Source organism: Streptosporangium nondiastaticum (assembly GCF_003011965.1).
In the GTDB taxonomy this organism is placed as follows: domain Bacteria; phylum Actinomycetota; class Actinomycetes; order Streptomycetales; family Streptomycetaceae; genus Streptomyces; species Streptomyces nondiastaticus.
The window spans coordinates 18,161-36,603 of record NZ_PXWG01000035.1; the positions used below are offsets into that span (position 1 = coordinate 18,161).

15 protein-coding genes are annotated in these 18,443 nt (G+C 73.2%); 3 read left to right on the forward strand and 12 right to left on the reverse strand.

The annotated features are described in order from the left end of the window. Positions 1 to 190 precede the first annotated feature (190 nt). The 3 genes from B7P34_RS15690 (at position 191) to B7P34_RS15700 (ending at position 4,300) form a co-directional block, all read left to right on the forward strand. Positions 191 to 1,573, forward strand: a complete 1,383-nt coding sequence (locus tag B7P34_RS15690; RefSeq protein WP_106676962.1) for a family 2B encapsulin nanocompartment shell protein — start codon at positions 191 to 193, stop codon at positions 1,571 to 1,573. Further along, a complete protein-coding gene (locus tag B7P34_RS15695; RefSeq protein ID WP_286157481.1) occupies positions 1,560 to 2,996 on the forward strand; it encodes a cysteine desulfurase in 1,437 nt (478 codons plus the stop codon). Before B7P34_RS15690 ends, B7P34_RS15695 begins: the two co-directional genes overlap by 14 nt. Positions 2,997 to 3,223: 227 nt before the next feature. Next, positions 3,224 to 4,300 carry a hypothetical protein gene (locus B7P34_RS15700; protein WP_223267893.1) on the forward strand — a complete coding sequence of 359 codons (1,077 nt, stop codon included), beginning with the start codon at positions 3,224 to 3,226 and terminating at the stop codon, positions 4,298 to 4,300. A 70-nt stretch (positions 4,301 to 4,370) separates the two neighbouring features. On the opposite strand, the gene B7P34_RS15705 is transcribed toward B7P34_RS15700, so the two are convergent. From B7P34_RS15705 to B7P34_RS15750, 12 genes are all read right to left on the reverse strand, one after another. After that, entirely contained in the window at positions 4,371 to 5,318 is a 948-nt protein-coding gene (locus tag B7P34_RS15705) for an MBL fold metallo-hydrolase (protein ID WP_106676964.1), read from the reverse strand. Positions 5,319 to 5,601: 283 nt separating this feature from the next. Continuing rightward, positions 5,602 to 6,705, reverse strand: a complete 1,104-nt coding sequence (locus B7P34_RS15710) for a PP2C family protein-serine/threonine phosphatase (RefSeq protein ID WP_106676966.1) — start codon at positions 6,703 to 6,705, stop codon at positions 5,602 to 5,604. Positions 6,706 to 6,753: 48 nt separating this feature from the next. Then, complete coding sequence (locus B7P34_RS37490; protein WP_189382810.1) at positions 6,754 to 6,909, reverse strand: hypothetical protein; 156 nt, start codon at positions 6,907 to 6,909, stop codon at positions 6,754 to 6,756. 25 nt (positions 6,910 to 6,934) lie between these two features. Continuing rightward, the gene (locus tag B7P34_RS15715; protein WP_106676968.1) at positions 6,935 to 8,770 is read right to left on the reverse strand and encodes a carbamoyltransferase family protein; all 1,836 of its coding nucleotides are present in this window, start codon (positions 8,768 to 8,770) and stop codon (positions 6,935 to 6,937) included. A gap of 147 nt (positions 8,771 to 8,917) precedes the next feature. After that, on the reverse strand, positions 8,918 to 9,838 hold the full coding sequence (locus B7P34_RS15720; RefSeq protein ID WP_106676970.1) for an SGNH/GDSL hydrolase family protein: 921 nt from the start codon (positions 9,836 to 9,838) through the stop codon (positions 8,918 to 8,920). A gap of 46 nt (positions 9,839 to 9,884) precedes the next feature. Further along, the gene (locus B7P34_RS15725; protein ID WP_106676973.1) at positions 9,885 to 10,814 is read right to left on the reverse strand and encodes an NAD(P)/FAD-dependent oxidoreductase; all 930 of its coding nucleotides are present in this window, start codon (positions 10,812 to 10,814) and stop codon (positions 9,885 to 9,887) included. Continuing rightward, entirely contained in the window at positions 10,795 to 12,108 is a 1,314-nt protein-coding gene (locus B7P34_RS15730; RefSeq protein WP_106676975.1) for an MFS transporter, read from the reverse strand. The genes B7P34_RS15725 and B7P34_RS15730 overlap by 20 nt, the downstream gene beginning before the upstream one ends. Positions 12,109 to 12,160: 52 nt before the next feature. Further along, entirely contained in the window at positions 12,161 to 13,051 is an 891-nt protein-coding gene (locus B7P34_RS15735) for a phytanoyl-CoA dioxygenase family protein (protein WP_106676977.1), read from the reverse strand. A gap of 35 nt (positions 13,052 to 13,086) precedes the next feature. Continuing rightward, the gene (locus B7P34_RS15740) at positions 13,087 to 14,919 is read right to left on the reverse strand and encodes a carbamoyltransferase C-terminal domain-containing protein (RefSeq protein WP_106676979.1); all 1,833 of its coding nucleotides are present in this window, start codon (positions 14,917 to 14,919) and stop codon (positions 13,087 to 13,089) included. Positions 14,920 to 14,931: 12 nt separating this feature from the next. After that, entirely contained in the window at positions 14,932 to 16,491 is a 1,560-nt protein-coding gene (locus tag B7P34_RS15745; RefSeq protein WP_106676981.1) for a radical SAM/SPASM domain-containing protein, read from the reverse strand. A 132-nt stretch (positions 16,492 to 16,623) separates the two neighbouring features. Beyond that, positions 16,624 to 16,791: a hypothetical protein gene (locus B7P34_RS37495; RefSeq protein WP_189382812.1), complete on the reverse strand. Its 168-nt coding sequence runs from the start codon at positions 16,789 to 16,791 to the stop codon at positions 16,624 to 16,626. Positions 16,792 to 17,334: 543 nt separating this feature from the next. Next, a complete protein-coding gene (locus B7P34_RS15750) occupies positions 17,335 to 18,294 on the reverse strand; it encodes a 2OG-Fe(II) oxygenase (RefSeq protein ID WP_146166828.1) in 960 nt (319 codons plus the stop codon). Positions 18,295 to 18,443: the final 149 nt, after the last annotated feature.

Below are 18,443 nucleotides of genomic sequence, written 5' to 3' on the forward strand. Positions count from 1 at the left end.
GAGCACCTCGCCACCCACGAGGAAGATCGTGCTGCTCAGCACCCCCATGAACAGAGCCTGTTCACTTCTGAACGGACTGACGTCATCTCAACGGCACGTCATTTAAGGCCATGACACATTGCTGCAGTCTTGTGAACGCAATGTTGCCGACAAGACGATCACCCTCGTTACCCACACCGAGGAGGTCCTCATGAACGATCGGCTGAGTCTCAGCCCGGACGCGGCACGGCAACTCGCGACCACCACCAAGACCACCCCGCAGATGCGCGGCATCACGCCCCGCTACCTGCTGCGGGCCCTGCCGTGGGTGGACGTCGAGTCCGGCGTCTACCGCGTCAACCGCCGGCGGACCTTCATACTCGGTGACGACCGGATATCCACCTTCAGGAACGGCGACGCCCACCAGGTCGTCCCCGAGGACCTCCGGGAGATCCCCTTCCTGCGCGAGGCCGACGAGGAACTGCTGCGCGAACTGGCCGGTGCCTTCACCGAGGTCACCTTCGACGCGGGTCAGCAGCTCCTCCAGGAAGGCGAGGCCGCGGACAAGCTCTGGGTCCTCGTCCAGGGCCGCGCCGAGAAGCGGACCACCGGCCGCTACGGCGAGGACGCCCTCCTCGACATCATCGGTGACGGCCAGTTCTTCGACCTCGACGCCTGGGCCTGCGGCACGCCCGCCGCCTACCGCGTCCACGCGCTGACCCCCGGCACCGCCCTGTGCGCCGACCGCGAGCACCTGATGCGGCTGGCCGGCTGCGACGAGGCGCTGCGGGCCGCCCTCACGGCCTTCACCTCCGGCGAACGCGCCGTCCCCGGCGCCGAGGTGCCCGTGGACCTGAGCGCCGGGCACGTCGGCGAGCCGGACCTGCCGGGCACCTTCGTCGACTACGAGGACACCCCGCGCGAGTACCACATGACGCTCGCCCAGACCGTGCTGCGCGTCCACTCCCGCGTCGCCGACCTCTACAACGAGCCCATCGACCAGACCCGCACCCAGGCCGGCCTCACCGTCCAGGCGCTGCGCGAGCGCCAGGAGCGCTCGATGCTCCACCACCCCGAGTACGGCCTGTTCAACAACGTCGCCCCCGGCCAGCGCGTCCAGACCCGGACCGGCGCGCCGACCCCCGACGACCTGGACGAGCTGCTCAGCAAGGTCTGGAAGCAGCCCTCCTACTTCCTCGCCCACCCGCGCGCCATCGCCGCCTTCGGCCGCGAGTGCACCCGCCGCGGCGTGCCCCCGGTCATCGAGAACCGCTTCGGCAGCCCCCTGCTGACCTGGCGCGGCGTCCCTCTCCTGCCCTCCGACAAGGTGCGCATGACCGGCCCGAACGGCGCCGCCACCACCGAGATCCTGCTCATGCGCGTCGGCGAGGCCGAGCAGGGCGTCGTGGGCCTGCGGCCCGCGAAGGTGGCCGACGAGGTCGAGCCGGGCCTGTCCATGCGCAACATGGGCATGGACCAGAAGGGCATCACCCAGTACCTGATGACGGCGTACTTCAACGCCGCGGTACTGGTCGAGGACGCCCTCGCCGTGCTCCAGAACGTCGAGGTGTCCAAGTACCATGACTACTCCTGACATGCCGTGGGGCGCGTACGCCCCGGGCATGGCGCAGCTCCCCGGCACGCAGGTGCCCGGCACGACACCGCCGGGCATGGCGCCGCCACCGGGCCCGCCCGGCCTCGCGGCGCCCCAGCAGCCGCCCGGAGAGCCGGTACCGCCCGGGCAGCCCACCGCCGGCAGCGCCGCCACCCGCAGCGGGCAGTTCACGCCCGAGGCCGCCCGGCGGGACATCCCGGTCCTCCAGCGGCCCGTCAACGGCCGCCCCGTCGTCTGGCTGGACAACGGCGCCACCACCCAGAAGCCCCGCCAGGTCATCGAGACCCTGGCCTCCTACTACGCCACCGCCAACTCCAACATCCACCGCGGTGCGCACACCATGGCCCGCGAGGCCACCGAGATGTACGAGGGCGGACGGGCCGCGGTCGCCGGATTCCTCGGCGCCCCGTCACCGGACACCATCGTCTTCACCCGGGGCACCACCGAGGCCGTCAACCTCGTCGCGCAGAGCTGGGGACGCGCCAACCTCGGCCCCGGCGACGAGATCCTGGTCTCCACCCTGGAGCACCACTCCAACATCGTCCCCTGGCAGCTGATCGCCAAGGAGCGGCGGGCCCGGGTCGTCCCGATCCCCCTCCTGCCCGACGGCAGCATCGACCAGGACGCCTACGCCGACCTGCTCTCCTTCCGCACCCGGCTGGTCGCGATCAGCCACGCCTCCAACGTGCTCGGCACCGTGCCGCCGGTGAAGGAGATGACGGCACTGGCCCACCGCTACGACGCCAAGGTGCTCGTGGACGGCGCCCAGGCCGTCGCCCACTTCCCCGTGGACGTCCAGGACCTGGACAGCGACTTCTACGTCTTCTCCGGGCACAAGCTGTACGCCCCCACGGGCATCGGGGCGCTGTACGCCAAGCCGGAGGTCCTGGCCGGCATGCCGCCGTGGCAGGGCGGCGGCAACATGATCGACCAGGTGGAGTTCGGCCGCGTCACCTACGCGCCCGTGCCGCACCGCTTCGAGGCCGGCACCGGGCACATCTCCGGCGTCGTCGGACTCCGGTCCGCCATCGACTGGCTGAGCTCCTTCGGCCGCGAGGCGGTCGCCGCGTACGAGACCGCCCTGCTCGGCCACGCCCAGGAGGCGCTCGCCGCGGTACCCGGCCTCACCGTCCTCGGCGACGCGCCCGAGAAGATCGCGGTCCTCACCTTCACGCTCGCCGGCCACGACCCGATGACCGTGGCCCGGTGGCTGGACCGGGCGGGCATCGCCGTCCGCGCCGGCCACCACTGCGCCCAGCCCTCGCTGCGCCACTACGGGCTGGAGGCCGCGACCCGGGCCTCCCTCGCCCTGTACAACACGGCCGAAGAGGTCGACCAGCTGGCCGCGTCGCTGACACAGCTTCAGTCGCTGACGCAGCTTCAACTGCAGGGCGCCGGCTGACCGCCGGACGGCCCGGCGATCACAGCGTGCCCCGGCGCACCCGCGCCGGGGCACGCCGCCGCATGCGGTCCTGCGGCAACCGGGGCCTCCCGCCGGACCCATGCGCGGCACACCTACGAGATTCCGTGGTATTTCCGGTGTCACAGGGAACCATCAGCTACGGAAGACAATCTCGTACGTCGGAGACGCACGAGTGTGCGTACGAACCCGGATGCAGGGGGCGGTACATGTCACGAAGAGTCGCGCAGCGGCGGTTGTCGGCGGTGCGGGGCGCCATGGGATCGGTGGCCGCCCTCGCGGCCGGCCTGGTCCTCGTCGCGGGGACGGCCGGAACGGCCGCCGCCATACCGGCCGACGGCGGCGCGCGAGCCGGCGCCGTCGGCTGCGGCAGTGAACAGGAGGCGAAACAGCCGTCCGCCGCCGCGGCCGCCGCCGCCCGCGCCGCCACGGCCGAACCGCCGGCCGCCGCGACCGGCACCGCCGCGGAGAAGATCTCCTACAGCCTGCCGTCCCAGCTCCCCATCGGTATGTGGTCGCGCTCCGGCGTCACGCTCCGCACGCCCGTCACCAAGGGCACCGTCCGGCTCGACGTCCGCAGCCGCGGCTTCGGCACCGACTCCCTCACCGTCCAGCGCTACGTGCCCAAGACGCACAAGTGGACGGACCTCAAGAGCCGCTCCACGGGCTCGGACACCCACGGCGTCTTCACCTTCCCGGTCACGGCCGACGCGAGCGCGGCCCACCCGCACAGCGTGGCGCTGCGCATCCAGGACCTCGACCGGCCGGGCACCCTCACCGTCACCGCCTCCGTCGACGACGGCAAGGGCCGCACGTACCGCGCTCCCGCCCGCACCGCCACCACCACCCGGCCCGACGTCTCGGTCACCGGCTGGCGCAGCGGTGACCGGCTCAGCCGCGGCGGCGCGCCCAGCGCACCCTTCACGGTCACGGTCAAGAACACCACCGACCGGCCCTACCCCGCCCTGTACGCCTCCTACTTCGCCTACGGCGCCGGCAAGAGCCACGCCCTGGCCCCCAAGGACCTCGTCCTGCAGCAGTACCGGCCCGGCCACGGCTGGGAGCGCGTTCCGCTCGTCGCCGGCGGCTGCGACCCCGGCATGAGCGCCGCGCTCCTGCCCGTCGTCAAGGGGCCGCTCGCGCCCGGCGCCACCGCCTCCTACCGGCTGCGGATCGCCGTCGCCGGGTCGGCCCCCCGCGACGTGCCGCGGGCGGACGCCGGGGTGACGGTCGGCAACGGCGACCTGTCCTTCCACCACCAGGAACTGCCCTTCGCGATCCGCTAGCGCGCACGGTCCCGGACCCGACGGGCCGGCTCCTTCCGGGGGCCGGCCCGTCGGCGTACCGGGGCCCCGGTCAGCCCGGGCCCGGGTCCCCGTCCTCCGTGCGGTCGAACGCCGCCCAGCGCTGCAGGGCGAACTTGGAGCCCTCTCTGCGCACTTCGGCGGCCCCGTGGCCCGGGAAGTGCGCCGGGAACACCAGGGCGCGGGTGTCGGCGGCCTCCTCCAGGATCCGCCGCCGCGAACGGGTCGCCTGCGCCTGGTCCTCGCTCAGGCACGTGTCGCAGTCCGGCTCGGCTATCTGCAGCGGGCTGTGCACCAGGTCGCCGATGAACAGGGCGCGGTCAGCGCCCGACTCCAGCCGCACGACGGCCGAGCCCGGCGTGTGCCCGGGAGCGGCCTCCAGCGTCAGGTCCGCGTCGATGCGGTACGTGTCCCCCTCCCACAGCACCATCCGCCCCTCCCGGTGCACCGGCAGGACGCTGTCCTCGAACACCGTGTCGACGCCCTCGGCCAGGCTCAGGTCCCCGAGGACCCCGCGCGGCGTGTGCGGCCCTGCCGGGTCCCAGTACGCGAAGTCGGCCTTCGCGACGAGGTACGTCGCGTTCGGGAACGTCGGCACCCACGCACCGTCCTGCAAGCGGGTGTTCCAGCCGACGTGGTCCGAGTGCAGGTGGGTGTTGACGACGACGTCCACGTCCTCCGGGCGGACCCCCGCGGCGGCGAGCCGCTCCAGGTAGCCGGTGCTCAAGTGCGACCACTCCGGCATGTGCGGCCGGTCCTTGTCGTTGCCCAGCCCCGTGTCCACGAGCACGGTACGGCCCTCGCTGCGCAGCACCCACGTCTGCACGTTGCACACCAGCTGGTCGGTCGCCGGACGCCAGAAGTCCGGCGCGAGCCACGACTCGTTCTCCTTCCACATGCGCGGGGTGCTGGAGGGGAAGATCGCGGGGGTGGGGGCGACGGGGGAGTGCCACTCCACGATGCGGGTGACGTCCACGCCACCCAAGGTGATCGTCTGCATGCCATTGACGCTATGCACCGCAGGCGGAACCGCCAAGAGGCAGATGGCATCGTTGCGCTGATACGGCGCCGCTGCCCCGACGTGCCTGCGTCGGCCCGGGGCGGGCTCGGCACCGCCGGTTGCGTCGTCGGTGGCTGAGCGCCGCCGCGGCGGAGGGAACGGGCCGGCCCGGCCGGAGGCCCGCTCACCGAGGTCAAGGGCGCTCGCGCCCTTGAAACCGCCGCGGCGGCGCTCAGCCGCCGACAACGTGCCCGGCGGTGCCGGAACCGCATCACCCCGTACGTCAGTGCTCCCGCCGGACGGCGAGCAGCGCCGCGTCGTCCGAGAGTTCTCCGCCCGCGTACGCGAGGAGGTCGGCGACGATGCGGTCGAGGAGCGCGGCCGGGGGCGCGTCCGGCATGGTGGCGAGGCGCTCCGCCAAAGGGTAGAAGCGGCCCGCCGCGTCCCGCGCCTCCGTCACCCCGTCGGTGTACAGCAGCAGGAGGTCGCCCCGCTCGAACGCGAAGGGCCGGCCCCGGTAGGCGCCGCCCGCCATGCCGAGGAGCGCCAGCGGCGGCTGGGGTTCGGGCGTGGGCACCTCGTCCACGTCCATGCCGCCCGCCCGCCCGGGCCGGCACCGCAGGGGCGGCAGGTGGCCGCAGTTCACCAGTTCGGCCCGGCCCGGCCCGGTGACCTGCACGAGGGCCGCCGTCACGAACTCCTCGCCCGGCTGCCGCCGTCCCATCGCCGCGTCGAGCCGCCCCGCGACCGCCGCGAGCGAGGGCTCGACCTGCGCGGCCTCCCGGAACGTGCCCAGCACGGCCGCCGCCGTGTCGATCGCGGCGAGCCCCTTGCCCCGCACGTCGCCCATCAGCAGCCGCGTCCCGAAGGGCGTGAGGAGTGTCTCGTACAGGTCGCCGCCGACCCGCGCCTCCGCCGCGGCCGCCAGGTAGCGCACGGCGACCCGCAGCCCGCCCAGCCGTTCGGGCGGCGGCCGCAGCAGCGTGTGCTGGGCGGCCTCCGCCACGGACCGCGACTCCAGCAGCTCGCGCTCGCGCGTGGCGACGAGCACCACGTTCGCGGTGCTGACGGACGTGATCGCCAGCACGGTGAACGCGGACGTCAGGTGGACCAGCAGGGGCACCTCGTCGTCGGCGAGCGCCAGCGGGGCGACGAGGGCGAGCGCGCCCAGGCCGACGAGCAGTGGGACCCGGGGTCGCCGCGTGCCGATGCTGGCGAGCACCGGTGCGGTGGCCAGGACGGGGGACACCGTCCACTGCGGATCCTGCGAGAGGTCTATCGCCACGGCCGTGACCAGCAGGACGTACGCCGTCACGACGAGCCCCCGCGCGCGCGGCGGCAGGCGCGGCGCCTGGGGCTGACCGTCCGGGCCGGTGGCGTGCGTCATGATTGCTGTCCACCATCAGCCATACCCGCCCCGCCCGCAACCGCGGACTCAGCGCTCCCCGGCCCCGCCACCGGGCGCGAAGTGCCAGTACGTCTCCGCCCGCGGCAGCCGGCGCCGCGCCAGCGGATCGCGCACCCTGCGCCGGCACCACCCCCACGGGGTGACGGCCAGGTAGTACACCGCCGTCAGCAGCAACGTCCGCACGGCGTCACACCTCCTTCCCCGGCAGTCAGTCCATCGGGATCCCGGCACGCCAGTCCCGCTCCTCCTGCCACGGCGGCTGCCCCTGCTTGCGCAGCAGGAAGCCGCCCAGCGCCAGCAGATCGATGTTGGTCCGCATGAAGCACGCGTACGCCTCGCCCGGCGTGTTCACGATCGGCTCGCCGCGGACGTTGAACGACGTGTTCACCAGCACCGGGCACCCGGTGCGCTCCTTGAACGCGAGCAGCAGCCGCCGCAGCCGCGGATGCCGCCCGTCGACGGTCTGCACCCGCGCCGAGCCGTCGACGTGGGTGACGGCCGGGACCGTCGAGCGGGGCACGTGCAGCAGGTCGAGCCCGCTCACCCCGCCGGGGACGTCCGCGGCGAGCCGCTGCGCCTCCGCGACCTTGCCGACGATCAGCATGTACGGGCTCTCCTGGCGCAGGTCGAACCAGTCCTTCGCGTCCTCGGCGAGCACCGCGGGCGCGAACGGCCGGAACGACTCGCGGAACTTCGTCCGCAGGTTGAGCGCCGACTGCATGCCGGGGTCGCGCGGGTCGGCGAGGATGGACCGCGACCCGAGCGCCCGCGGCCCGAACTCCATCCGGCCCTGGAACCAGCCCACGATCGCCCCGTCCGCCAGCGCGGCGGCCACCCGCCGCGCCACGCCCTCGAATCCCGGGCGCTCGTAAGGGATCCCGTGCGCGTCGAGGTACGCGCCGATCTCGTCGTCCGAGAACTCCGGCCCCAGCAGCGCGCCCGCCATCGCGTCGTGCCCGGCGGCGGGGTGGGCCCGCGGCGCGCCCCGCTCGTACGCCTCGGCCAGCGCCGCCCCGAGGGCGCCCCCGGCGTCCCCGGCCGCGGGCTGCACCCACAGCTCGGTCAGGCCCGCGTCCTCCAGAAGCCTGCCGTTCGCGACGCAGTTGAGGGCGACGCCGCCGGCGAGGCACAGCCGGGGCTCCCCGGTCAGCCGTCGCGCGGTGCGCGCCAGCCTGACCATCACCTCCTCGGTCACCTGCTGCACCGACGCCGCCAGATCGAACTCCCGCTCGGTCAGGGGTCCTTCGGGTTGCCGCCGTGGCCCGCCGAAGAGCTGTTCGAAGCCCGCGCCGGTCATCACCCGGCCCCGCAGGAACTCGAACCAGCGCAGGTCGAGCCGGAACGAGCCGTCCGGCTTGACGTCGATCAGCCGCTCCCTGATCAGCGGCGCGAAGCGGGGCGTCCCGTACGGGGCGAGGCCCATCAGCTTGTACTCGCCCGAGTCGACCTTGAAGCCGCAGAAGTACGTGAACGCCGAGTACAGCAGCCCCAGCGAGTGCGGGAACCGCAGCTCGGCGAGGTACCGCAGCCGCGTCCCCGCGCCCTGCCACAGCGTGGTCGTCGCCCACTCGCCGACGCCGTCGACGCACAGCACGGCGGCCGACGGGTAGGGGCTCGCGAAGAACGCGGACGCCGCGTGGGACTCATGATGGCGCCGCGCCACCACCTGCGGAACCGCCGCCCGCCCCGCGGGCCCGGCCAGGTGCTCGCGCACGGCCCGCGTGGCGGACCGCTTCCAGCCGAGCCAGGCCGGCAGCCCCTCGACGAAGGACGTGAGGCCGTGCGGCGCGGCCCCCGCGTACGTCGCGAGCACCCGCCGGAACTTCAGTGCGGGATCCTCGTAGTAGGCGACCGCGGACACGTCACCGAGCTCCGCGCCCGCCTCCCGCAGGCAGTAGCCGACCGCCCCGCGTGGAAACGACGGGTCGTGCCGTCTCCGGCTGAACCGCTCCTCCTGCGCGGCCGCGACCGGCACGCCGCCGGCGACCAGCGCGGCCGCACTGTCGTGGTAGAAGGCCGACAAACCCAGAACCAGCTGCGTCACGCGGCGCCCCCGGATCAGAACATGGGATAGATGGACGCGTCGTCGGCCGGCTGCGGCTTCAGCGCCCGCTTGCGGCGCGGGCGCAGGCGCAGCAGCCGCGCCAGGGCTCTGCGGAGCAGTGCCATGCGAGCCTCCCCCTTTCCGGTGTCAGGCGGTGCCGAGGCGGCCGGCGAGGACCCGGGCGACGGCGTCGTACCCGGCGTCGACGCAGTGCACCCGGTCCACGAACAGCCAGTCCCCGGGCCCGGTCGCCGCGCCGAGCTCCGCGTTCATGTCGACGAACGGCACGCCCAGCGCCGCACAGCCCTCGCGCAGGGCGGCCGCGTAGGCGCGCCCGACCTCCATCGAGGCGATGTCGTTGTGCAGCCGGCGCCAGTTGGAGACGTCGTCCAGCTCGTCGAACAGCGCCTTCTCCTGGGGCGCCGGCTCCTCCCGCACCCAGGGCGCGAGCGGCTGCAGGACGAACGTCAGCCGCGCCCCGAGCGCCCGGGCCAGCAGCCGCCACCCGCCGAGGTGCCGCACCGTCAGTGCCGTGGCGTGCGCGATGCGCTCGGCCGGGGCCGGCACCGTGGAAGCGTCGGGCGCGGGACCGCACTCGAAGAAGGCGCCGTGCCGGCCGTGCTGCGCCTTCGGCAGCCGGCTGAGCACGAGGTTGTTGACGCCGGAGAACAGGACGATCTCCGCCACCTCGGGCAGCAGGTGCTGAAAGAGCGTCAGCAGCATCAGCTCCTGCGCCGAGTTCAGGCTCTGTCCCGCGAAGGTGAGCCAGGGACGCCCGGGCGCGTGCCGGCTGCCCAGGCGCGAGGCGATCGTGGCGTGGTCCCCGCTCGCCCCCACGCCGAACACGGCGGAGCTGCCGGCCAGCAGCCGGACGGGCCCCGGCGGGCGGCCGTCGGCGACCGTCGCCGTGCCGTCCGTGGTGTGCGTGACCCGGAAGCCGCACGAGTCGGTGGAGTACACCGGCGTGCGCTCGTTGCCGTACTGGAAGAAGCCGATGTACGGCTGGTCCTCCAGGACGAAGGTGTAGTGCTCCATGTGGGGGACGAGTTCGGCGCGCGGGGACTTCATGGGGCAGGGCTCTCCTCGGGGATCCGGGCCGGCCGGTGGTGGCGGGTCAGTGGGCGGCGGGCGGCAGGTCGTAGAGCGCGCCGGGCCGGTCCTCGCGGATCAGGTCGGCGTTGACGGCCATGGCGGCGAGCCCCCCGCTGGCCGCGGCCATGGTCGCCTGCTGCATGTTCTTGCCCAGGTCACCGGCCACGTACAGGCGGGGGAGCGAGGTGCGGCCGCGCTCGTCGGTCTGGACCTCCGTGAGGTCGGCGGCCTGGAGCCAGGGCCGCAGCGGCTCGACGCGCGGCTCGGTGTCCATGTGTAGGAAGAGGGCCGTGAAGGTGAGCGAGCGCCCGTCCGCCAGGTCGACGGCGACCCCGTCGGGGTGCGCCGACACACTGGTGATCTTGTCCGGGACGGTGGCGACCCCGGAGGCGGCCAGGAACGCCCGCTCCTCCCCGGGCAGCTCCCGCCGGTCCGAGAGGTAGGTGAGCGAGGACGTCCACGCGGTCAGGGTCGCGGCGAGGCACTCGCCGGGCACCGCGCCGCCGTAGACGCCGAAGCGCCCGTCCCGCACCTCGTAGGCGTGGCAGTACGGGCACTCGAACACGCCCTTGCCCCACAGCGCGGCCAGCCCCGGCACGTCCGGCAGCTTCGAGCGCACGCCCGCCGCGTACACCACCGTCCGGCTCGTGTACGCCCCGGACTCCTTGGCCACGGTCACCAGGCGGTCGCCCTCGGGGGCCACGGAGATCACCTCGTCGTCCACGAACTCCACGCCGTAGCGGGCGATCTCGGCGCGGGCGCGGGCGCGGAAGTCCGCGATGGTCACCCCGTCGTTGGTGAGCATGTTGTGCATGACGCCCGCGGCCATGTTCCGGGCGTCGCCCGAGTCGACGAGCGCGACGCGCCGGCGCGAACGGCCCAGGTACAGCGCCGCGCCCAGGCCCGCCGGGCCGCCGCCGACGATCACGGTGTCATACAGTTCCGCGGTCATGCTCTCCTCTTTCGGTGTCGGTGTGCTGCCGCGGCACGCGGGAGGGCTCCGGCTGTTCGCCGGTGAGCACGTCCTGGCGCAGCGGTGCGAGCAGGGCGACGGATCCCAGGATCAGGACGGCCCCGGACGAGACGAAGACGGTGGTGACGGACGTGGTGCGGGCGAGCAGGCCGCCGAGGGCCGCCCCGATCGGCATCGTTCCCCACGAGCACAGGCGTGACACGCTCATCACGCGGCCCTGCAGCTCCGGCGGCGCGAACCGCTGGCGCAGGGACAGCACGGGGATGTTCCAGCTCATCATGAAGACGCCGTTGCAGAAGATCGCGGCGCCGGCGGCCACGACGTGGCCCGCCAGGCCCAGGCCCACGTAGGCCGCGCCCGAGAGGATCAGCGACCACTGCGCCATGACGAGCGTGGGCAGCCGCCGGGAGAGCCGCGGCGCGAGCCACGTCCCGGCGACGGAGCCGACGGAGCCGACGGTCAGCAGCAGGCCGTAGCCGGTGGCGTGCAGGTGCAAGGTGCGGTAGGCCAGCAGCACCAGCATCGAGAACGTCGCCGAGTACACCAGGCCGTAGAGCGCGCTGGCCGCCAGCGTGCGGGTGAGCGCCGTGCGGGTGAGGACGAAGGAGACGCCCGTGCGCAGGTCCTGCCACATGGAGCGGGCCGCGGACGTGCCGGGCGGGGGAGCGGTGCGCGGCGCCGCCTTGACGCCGGCCAGCCCCAGCAGGAGCACCGCGGCGAGCCCGTACAGCGCGCCGCCGGTCGCCAGCGCCAGCGTCGCGCCGACGCCGACCAGGAGGCCGGCCAGCGGCGGGCCCGCCATCTCGTTGAGGATGACCTGCGGCGCGAAGAGCCGGCCATTGGCGTGCTCCAGGTGCTCGGAGGCCACGATGTCGGGCAGCATCGCGGGCGCCGCGGTCTCCGCCAGCGTCTCGGCGATGCCGAGGACGAACGAGAGCACGAACAGCACGGCCAGCGACGTGCCGGCGGCGAACGCCCCGACGGCCGCCAGCAGCGCGGCCGCCCGCGTGAGATTGCTGAACAGCAGGATCCGCCGCCGGTCGTGACGGTCCGCCAGCACGCCCGCGGGCAGCGCGAACAGCAGCCACGGCAGCATGTTCACCGCCGTGAGCCCCGCCACCACCAGCGGCTGCGGGTGGCTCGCGACCACCAGCAGCGGCAGCAGGGTGCGGGTGACGCCGTCCCCGGCGTTGGACGCCACGGACGACGACCACAGCCAGCGGAAACGGCTGCCCAGCACGGGCGTGCGGGCGGGTGCACCGGTCTCGGTCAAGGGACTTCACTCCGCGTCCGGCCGCGCCCCGCCGCCCCGCCGCCCGGCCCGGTCACGACCAACTCGTGAGCCCCAGAAGCCGCTCGCCCAGCGGGGTGAGCTCGGCGCGCCCGTACAGCTCGCGCTCCTTCTTGCGAGGGCTTCCGTGGTGCTCGTGCTCGTGCGGCGGGATGCGGTCCCGCCAGAACCGTACGCGGCTGTCCCGGAGCGCGGCGTCGTCCTCCAGGGCGGGCGCCATGGAGATGTACTGTGCCATACGCACCCGGTCCGCGGAGCGGTTCGGGCGCACCCCGTGCGGCAGCAGGCTGTTGAAGATGATCAGGTCGCCGGGGTCGACGCGCAGCGTCTCGACCGGGTAGCCGGTGATGTCGGGCGTCATCGGGTCGCGGTCGGGGGGCTGTTCCTCCAGCCAGGCGTCCAGCTTCTCGAAGATGCCCGGCACGCACTGGAAGCCGCCGATCTCCTTGTTGCCCTCGCTGAGCGAGAGCACCCCCTGGCAGCTGATGGGCAGCGGCCGCCGGGAGGTGTCGACGTCCCAGTGGACGAACCCCTCGAACGCGCGGTTGCCGCGGTTCGGCGGGTTGACGTTGGCGAAGTCGATCACGACCCACAGGCCGGTGGTGTCCCAGATGTCGACGAACGCGTCGTACACGCGCTGCGTCTGCCGGTTGTCCCACATGGCCTGGTGGTTGTAGATCTCCACGAGCCCGCTGTGGCCCGGCAGCCGCTGGTTGTCGGCGCGCTCCGCGTACCAGGTCGCGGGGTCGCCGGGCGCCATGTCCTCGAACTCCCAGAGCGCCCGCGTCAGCCGTTCGACGTTGTCCGCGGGGACGGCCTGCCGGACGACGACGTACCCGCGGGTGGTCCAGTGCTCCCAGTCCTCGGGGGACAGCACGCGCAGCGGCAGCTTCTTGCGGATGTCCCTGAGCTGGGTCCTCGCCATGGTCGGTGCTCCTTGTTCCTGGTCCGGGTTCCTGGTCAGGTGATGACGGTCCGCTCGTCGGCCAGGACGACCGCGTCCAGAGCCGTGGTGTCCAGCAGCTCCAGGGCGTCCCCGAGGTCGTTGAGGATGGGCCGGCCGCCGCCGTTGGCGCTGGTGTTGATGAGGATGGGCAGTCCGGTGCGGCGGGCCACCGCGTGGCACAGGCGGTGCAGCAGCGGGTGCCGGTCGGCGTGCAGGGTCTGCAGCCGTGCCGTGCCGTCGATGTGCCGCACCTCGGCGAGCCGCTCGGCGTGCTCCTCGCGGACGCGTACGGCGAACAGCATGGTGTCCGTGTGGTCGAGCGGGCCGGCGAAGTACGTGCCGGCCGCCTCCGCCGGGCACAGCGGCGCCACCGGCCGGAACCACTCGCGCTGTTTGATGGTCTGCGAGACGTGGCGCCGGGCGCCGGACCAGTGCGGCGAGACGAGCAGCGACCGGTGCCCCAGGGCGCGCGGCCCGGTCTCCATCCCGCCGCCCAGCCAGGCCACGCACTTGCGCCCGGCGAGCATGCCGGCCACGTGCTCGGCCAGGGCGGCGTCGCTCGCGAGGGTCGTACGGGTGTGCCCGGTGCGCGCCGGGCCGCGCGCCGTGAGCAGCGGGCCGCCGTAGGCCAGGTCCGTGCCGGGGCTGCTGCCGGGCACCGGACGGTCCTCCGCCGCGGCCACGGCCAGCGCAGCGCCGAGCGCGATCCCGGAGTCGTCGCAGCAGGTGGGGATGTGCACCCGGGAGAACAACCCGCTCTCCGCGATCCGGGTGTTCGCCGTGATGTTCAGGGCGCAGCCCCCGGCGTAGCAGAGCACCGGGTGGCCGGGCCAGCGGGCGTGCAGCCCGGCGACCAAATGGGTGAGGTCCTCCTCCACGGCCGCCTGGAGCGTCGCGGCCAGGTTCCGGCAGACGGGGTCGCCGGGGTCGTGTCCGACGAGGAACCGGTCCCCGCGCGGCGTGCGGATCTCGTCGGGGAACACCCCGCCGTAGGAGTGCACCACGTCGTCGTCGGTGGCGTCGGCCAGCAGCCCGTCCAGATAGCCGCCGGCGTCCTCGTCGTACGGGTACCAGGTGTCCTCGTAGCGCAGGGCGCTGCCGGCGGGGGCGTCGCCGCGGAGGGGCGCGAGCAGGTCGGGCGCGGTGCGCCGGGCCCGCTCCCCGGCGAGCATCGTGCGCAGCACGGGCAGGAGGCCGGCGTCGACGGTGCCGGTGGCGGCCAGGCCCAGCAGCTTGCCGGTGTCGAACTGCCCGCCGTGCACCCGGCGGGCCAGCGCCTCGTAGACCAGCCCGAAGCGCGGCCCCGTGCGGTTGCTGAACGACAGGACAGGGGTCAGCGACGTGCCGTCGCCCAGGCACACCATGCCGCACTCGGCGTAGTTGCCCGTCCCGTCCAGGGCGAGGGCGATCGCCTTGTCCGCCCCGGAGGTGTAGTAGGCCAGGGCTGCGTGCGCGTAGTGGTGGCGCACGGCGATCACGGGCAGCGGGCCGGCCGGGCCGCCGGCGAGCGGCCAGTCCACGGCCTTGACCGGGCGCAGCACGGAGGTGGCCAGCGCGTCGCCCGGGCGGCCCCAGGTGATGTCCTCGGAGACGAGCTCCACGAGGCCGCCGGGCAGGATCCGGCAGGCCGGCGTGTACCAGTCGGCGACGGCGACCGCGGTGACCGGGCCGCGCGCCAGCGCGTGCAGCCGGTTCACCCAGCCGCCGACCGACGCCGCGAACCCGGCGTTGCCGCCGCACACGTGGCGCAGCCCCACCTGGCGCTCGCCCTCGATGACGTGGACGCCCGTCGGCTGGGCCAGGGCCGCGCCCCCGTCGTGCCCGAAGTTCAGACCGATCGTCGGCATTGCCGGGCCCCTTCAGACGCCCGTGCGGACCTGGGCGTGGTGGCGCTCCAGCAGCCCTTGCACGACCTCGCGCATGTACGCGCAGTAGCCCGGCGACATCACCTGGATCGACCCGTTCTCCTCCTCCAGCGCGCCCGCGGACCCGCCCGAGCAGGTGCCCTGCAGCTCGCAGCCCTGGCAGCCGGGGCCGTTGGTGTAGGCGCGCATGCCGTAGTCGCGGTAGGCCGAGGAGTTGAACACGCCCCGCCAGTCGTCGATGGTGCCGAGCTTGCGGGCCGTCGCCTTGCAGGCGAACACGCTGCCGTTGGGCTCGATGGACAGCTGCCGGCCCACGGCCGGGCACGTCTTGTAGTCCGCCTGGGCCGCCCACTTCGCCTCGTCGGCGATCATCTGGAACGTCTGGTACCAGTAGCCGCTGAGCTGCACCCCGCGCTCGCGCCCGTAGTCGACGGCGGCCAGCAGCTTCTGCGCCACGTCGTGCGGGCTGTGCTGTTCGAAGAACTCGCGGGCCTGGAAGGAGACGATCACGTCCAGGGAGTCCAGGCCGGCCTCGGCGACGAAGTCGATCAGGGGGGTTCCCCACTTGTCCCAGGTGTACTGCGACAGGACCGTGGTGATGCTGACGGGCACGCCCGCGGCCTTCATGTCGAGGATGGCCTTGCGGACCACGGGCCACGGCGTGCGCTGCTGCTGCCCGCCGCGGAACTCCCCGGTCTCGGGGACGAGGTAGTCGATCGAGACGGTGGTGGCGACCCGGTACTCGGCGAGCGCCTTGAGGAGTTCGTCGTCGATGCGCGAGCCGTTGCTCGTCATGTCGTACGACAGTGAGACGCCGTCGTGGAAGTGCCCGAAGGTGCGCAGGATGTGCAGGATCGTGTTGCGGGCGAGCGTCGGCTCGCCGCCGAAGAAGGACACGGTGAGCTCGCCGCCGCCGTTGGCCTTCCGTAGCGCCACCGCCTCCCGCAGCGTCTTCTCCGCGACCTGCGGGGACATGTGCATCGAGGGGTTGCGGGCGCCGTCGGTGCCCTCGTTCCAGTCGCCGCGGGCGAGCGTCGGCCCGCTGTCGCCGCGCGCCGTGCGCAGCTGGACGAGGACCGGGCCGGGCTTGACGGACTCCCCGGAGGTGTTGCGCTCCTCGACGCCGCCGTCGAAGTTGTAGGCGAAACAGCCCTGACAGGAGAAGTTGCAGGCGTTGGTCAGCACGAGCTGGATCGAGGAGTGGAAGACGCCGCTGCTGAGCGCCTCGCCGCGGGCGGCGAGGAGTTCGTCGATCTGCGCCGCCTCGTCGTGGCCGGCCTCCACCAGGTACTGCGCCTCGATGAGGCTGTCCACGGTCTCGCTGCCCGCCCGGGCGCGCAGCTCGTCCAGCGGGATGCCGCCGGCGGCCTCGCGCAGCAGCGCGACCGTGTCGCGGTCCACCAGGCGGGCGTTGCCGAAGAGGGAGTGGAAGGCCACCGTGCGCTCGGTGCCGTCGTAGGCGTCGAGCCGGCCGCCGAACCGCGAGAAGTCGCGGTCCCCGGCGGTGCGCATCGTACGGACGTAGCGGGAGGACTGGTAAACCGGAGCCGACATCGGTGGACTTCCTCCTGGATCTGGTGCGGACCGAACGGGGCCGGGACGCCGGCCGGGGGAGCGCGCCCGTGGAACGGGCCCGCCGCTGGCGTGGAGCGCGGCGGGCCCGTCGGTACCGGTGCGCCGGGACTGCTACGCAGGGGTGACCGTTTCCTTCGTCTCGGAGACGTCCGTACAGACCGACTCCGCCTTCGGCACCGGCGTGATCGTCGGGGCGTTGCCCTTGTCGGGCGAGACGAACCCGCAAGGGCGGGACGACGCCGTGGGTGTCGGAGTGATCATCTTCTTGACTTCGGCCATCAGTCTCTCCTCGCCGTGGTCTGGCGGTATGCGTGCATACGCGGTCAGCGAATCATGGCCGGGATGGGCCGGGGGATATTTGTTCCGGCCACTTTTTTCGGAGCGTATTACTTGATCGGGGCCGCTGGTATTAGCGCATGAACGGTATGGATTCCTGTTCGAGAACGGTGCGGCGGGCGGTCCGGGGAGTGCGGGCTTCCGGCGCCACCAGGGAATATGCGGAAAACGCCGTCGCCGGAGCCTCTTACGGATATGCATGTGCATGGCATGGATCAATTGCCAGGACCTCACCGGCCGTTACGGACCGGGCCGGGAACGGACCTGGAGCGCACGATGATCTGTGGCCCGCTCTTTTCCAGTCCCGCCCGGCGCCCTTCCCGGGCCGCGGCACTGCGGCCGGGCGCGTGCGCGAGGGAGCGCGCCGGAGGACGGGAACGCGCCTCCCGGCCGCTGCGCGTGCCCGTGCGCGCGCCCTGCCGCAGGCGCGCGCGGGCTCGGCAGGGCCGCGGGAGCGCGGGGGAGGGGGCCGCGGAGCGGCGGAGGTCAGCGCAGGTCGTCCCAGGTGATGACCGGGCTCGCGGACCGCAGGCCGAAGTCCACGGCCGGATTCCGTACGGGCCACTTCAAGCGCAGCCAGCAGGGCACGGTGGCGGCAATGCCGTCGTCGGCCGCGAGATGCCAGAACGTATTCGAATCCTGGCGGGCGAAATACGGGCAGAACAGCGAGATCACCAGCGTCACCCGGTGGCCCTTCGTCACGGGCGTGACCGCATGGAAGATCCGGCTGCCGTGGAGGAACAGCGTCGCGCCGCGCTCGCCGAGATCCGCCTCGCGGAATCGGGAATCCTCCGGCACAGGCCCGGGGAATTCGTCGGTACGCCCCAGGAAGTACGTGAAGCGGCCGCCGTCGTAGTCGTCGTAGCCGCTGAGCTGAATCGTGAAGACGTAGTCCATGCCGTCGCGGTGCCAGCGGACGCCGCCCTGCCGGCCCCCGCCCTCGCCGTAATTGATCTGAGCCGTGGGCAGCCGCAGCGGATGGGGAATCAACGGAATGCCGACCAGCCGCGAACAGGTGAGGAGGAATTCACGGTCGCGGATCATGTTGGCGATGAACGGCGAGAGGAGGTCGGCGGCGCGCAGCCGCCGCGTCGCGGTGAACCCCGCGTCCTGCGCCGCCGCTTCGAGCTGCTCGCACACCGCGGTCAGCCGCTCCAGCCCCTCGTCCGTCAGGAGGCGCCACGGCCCCGCGACGGCCGTGTCGTCGACGTGTTCCTCCGCCCGCAGGAGTTCGCCGCCGCGATATCCGAACTCCCGCAGCGACACCCGCGGCACGTCCGCGAGGGGCGCGACGAACCGGCTCCGCCAGGGCGGCTCCGCGGGCAGCCGGGCGCTGCGCAGCGGAGGCCTGGCGCGCAGCGCCTTCATGACCTTCCGGAATCCGTCGGGGGCCTGGGGCAGCTCGAGTGCGCTCGGTCTGCCGCTCACTTCCGGCGCTGTGGGCACGAGGCATCTCCTTTTCGGGAAACGCGTGCGGAACCGGCCGACGGGCCATCCGAGAATCTCCCACCGGGCCGGGTCACTGGCAAGAGCCGCGACGCACCTTTCTGAGTTGCTGCATTTATGGAGATATGTAGCATTTTCAGGGAGGTGCG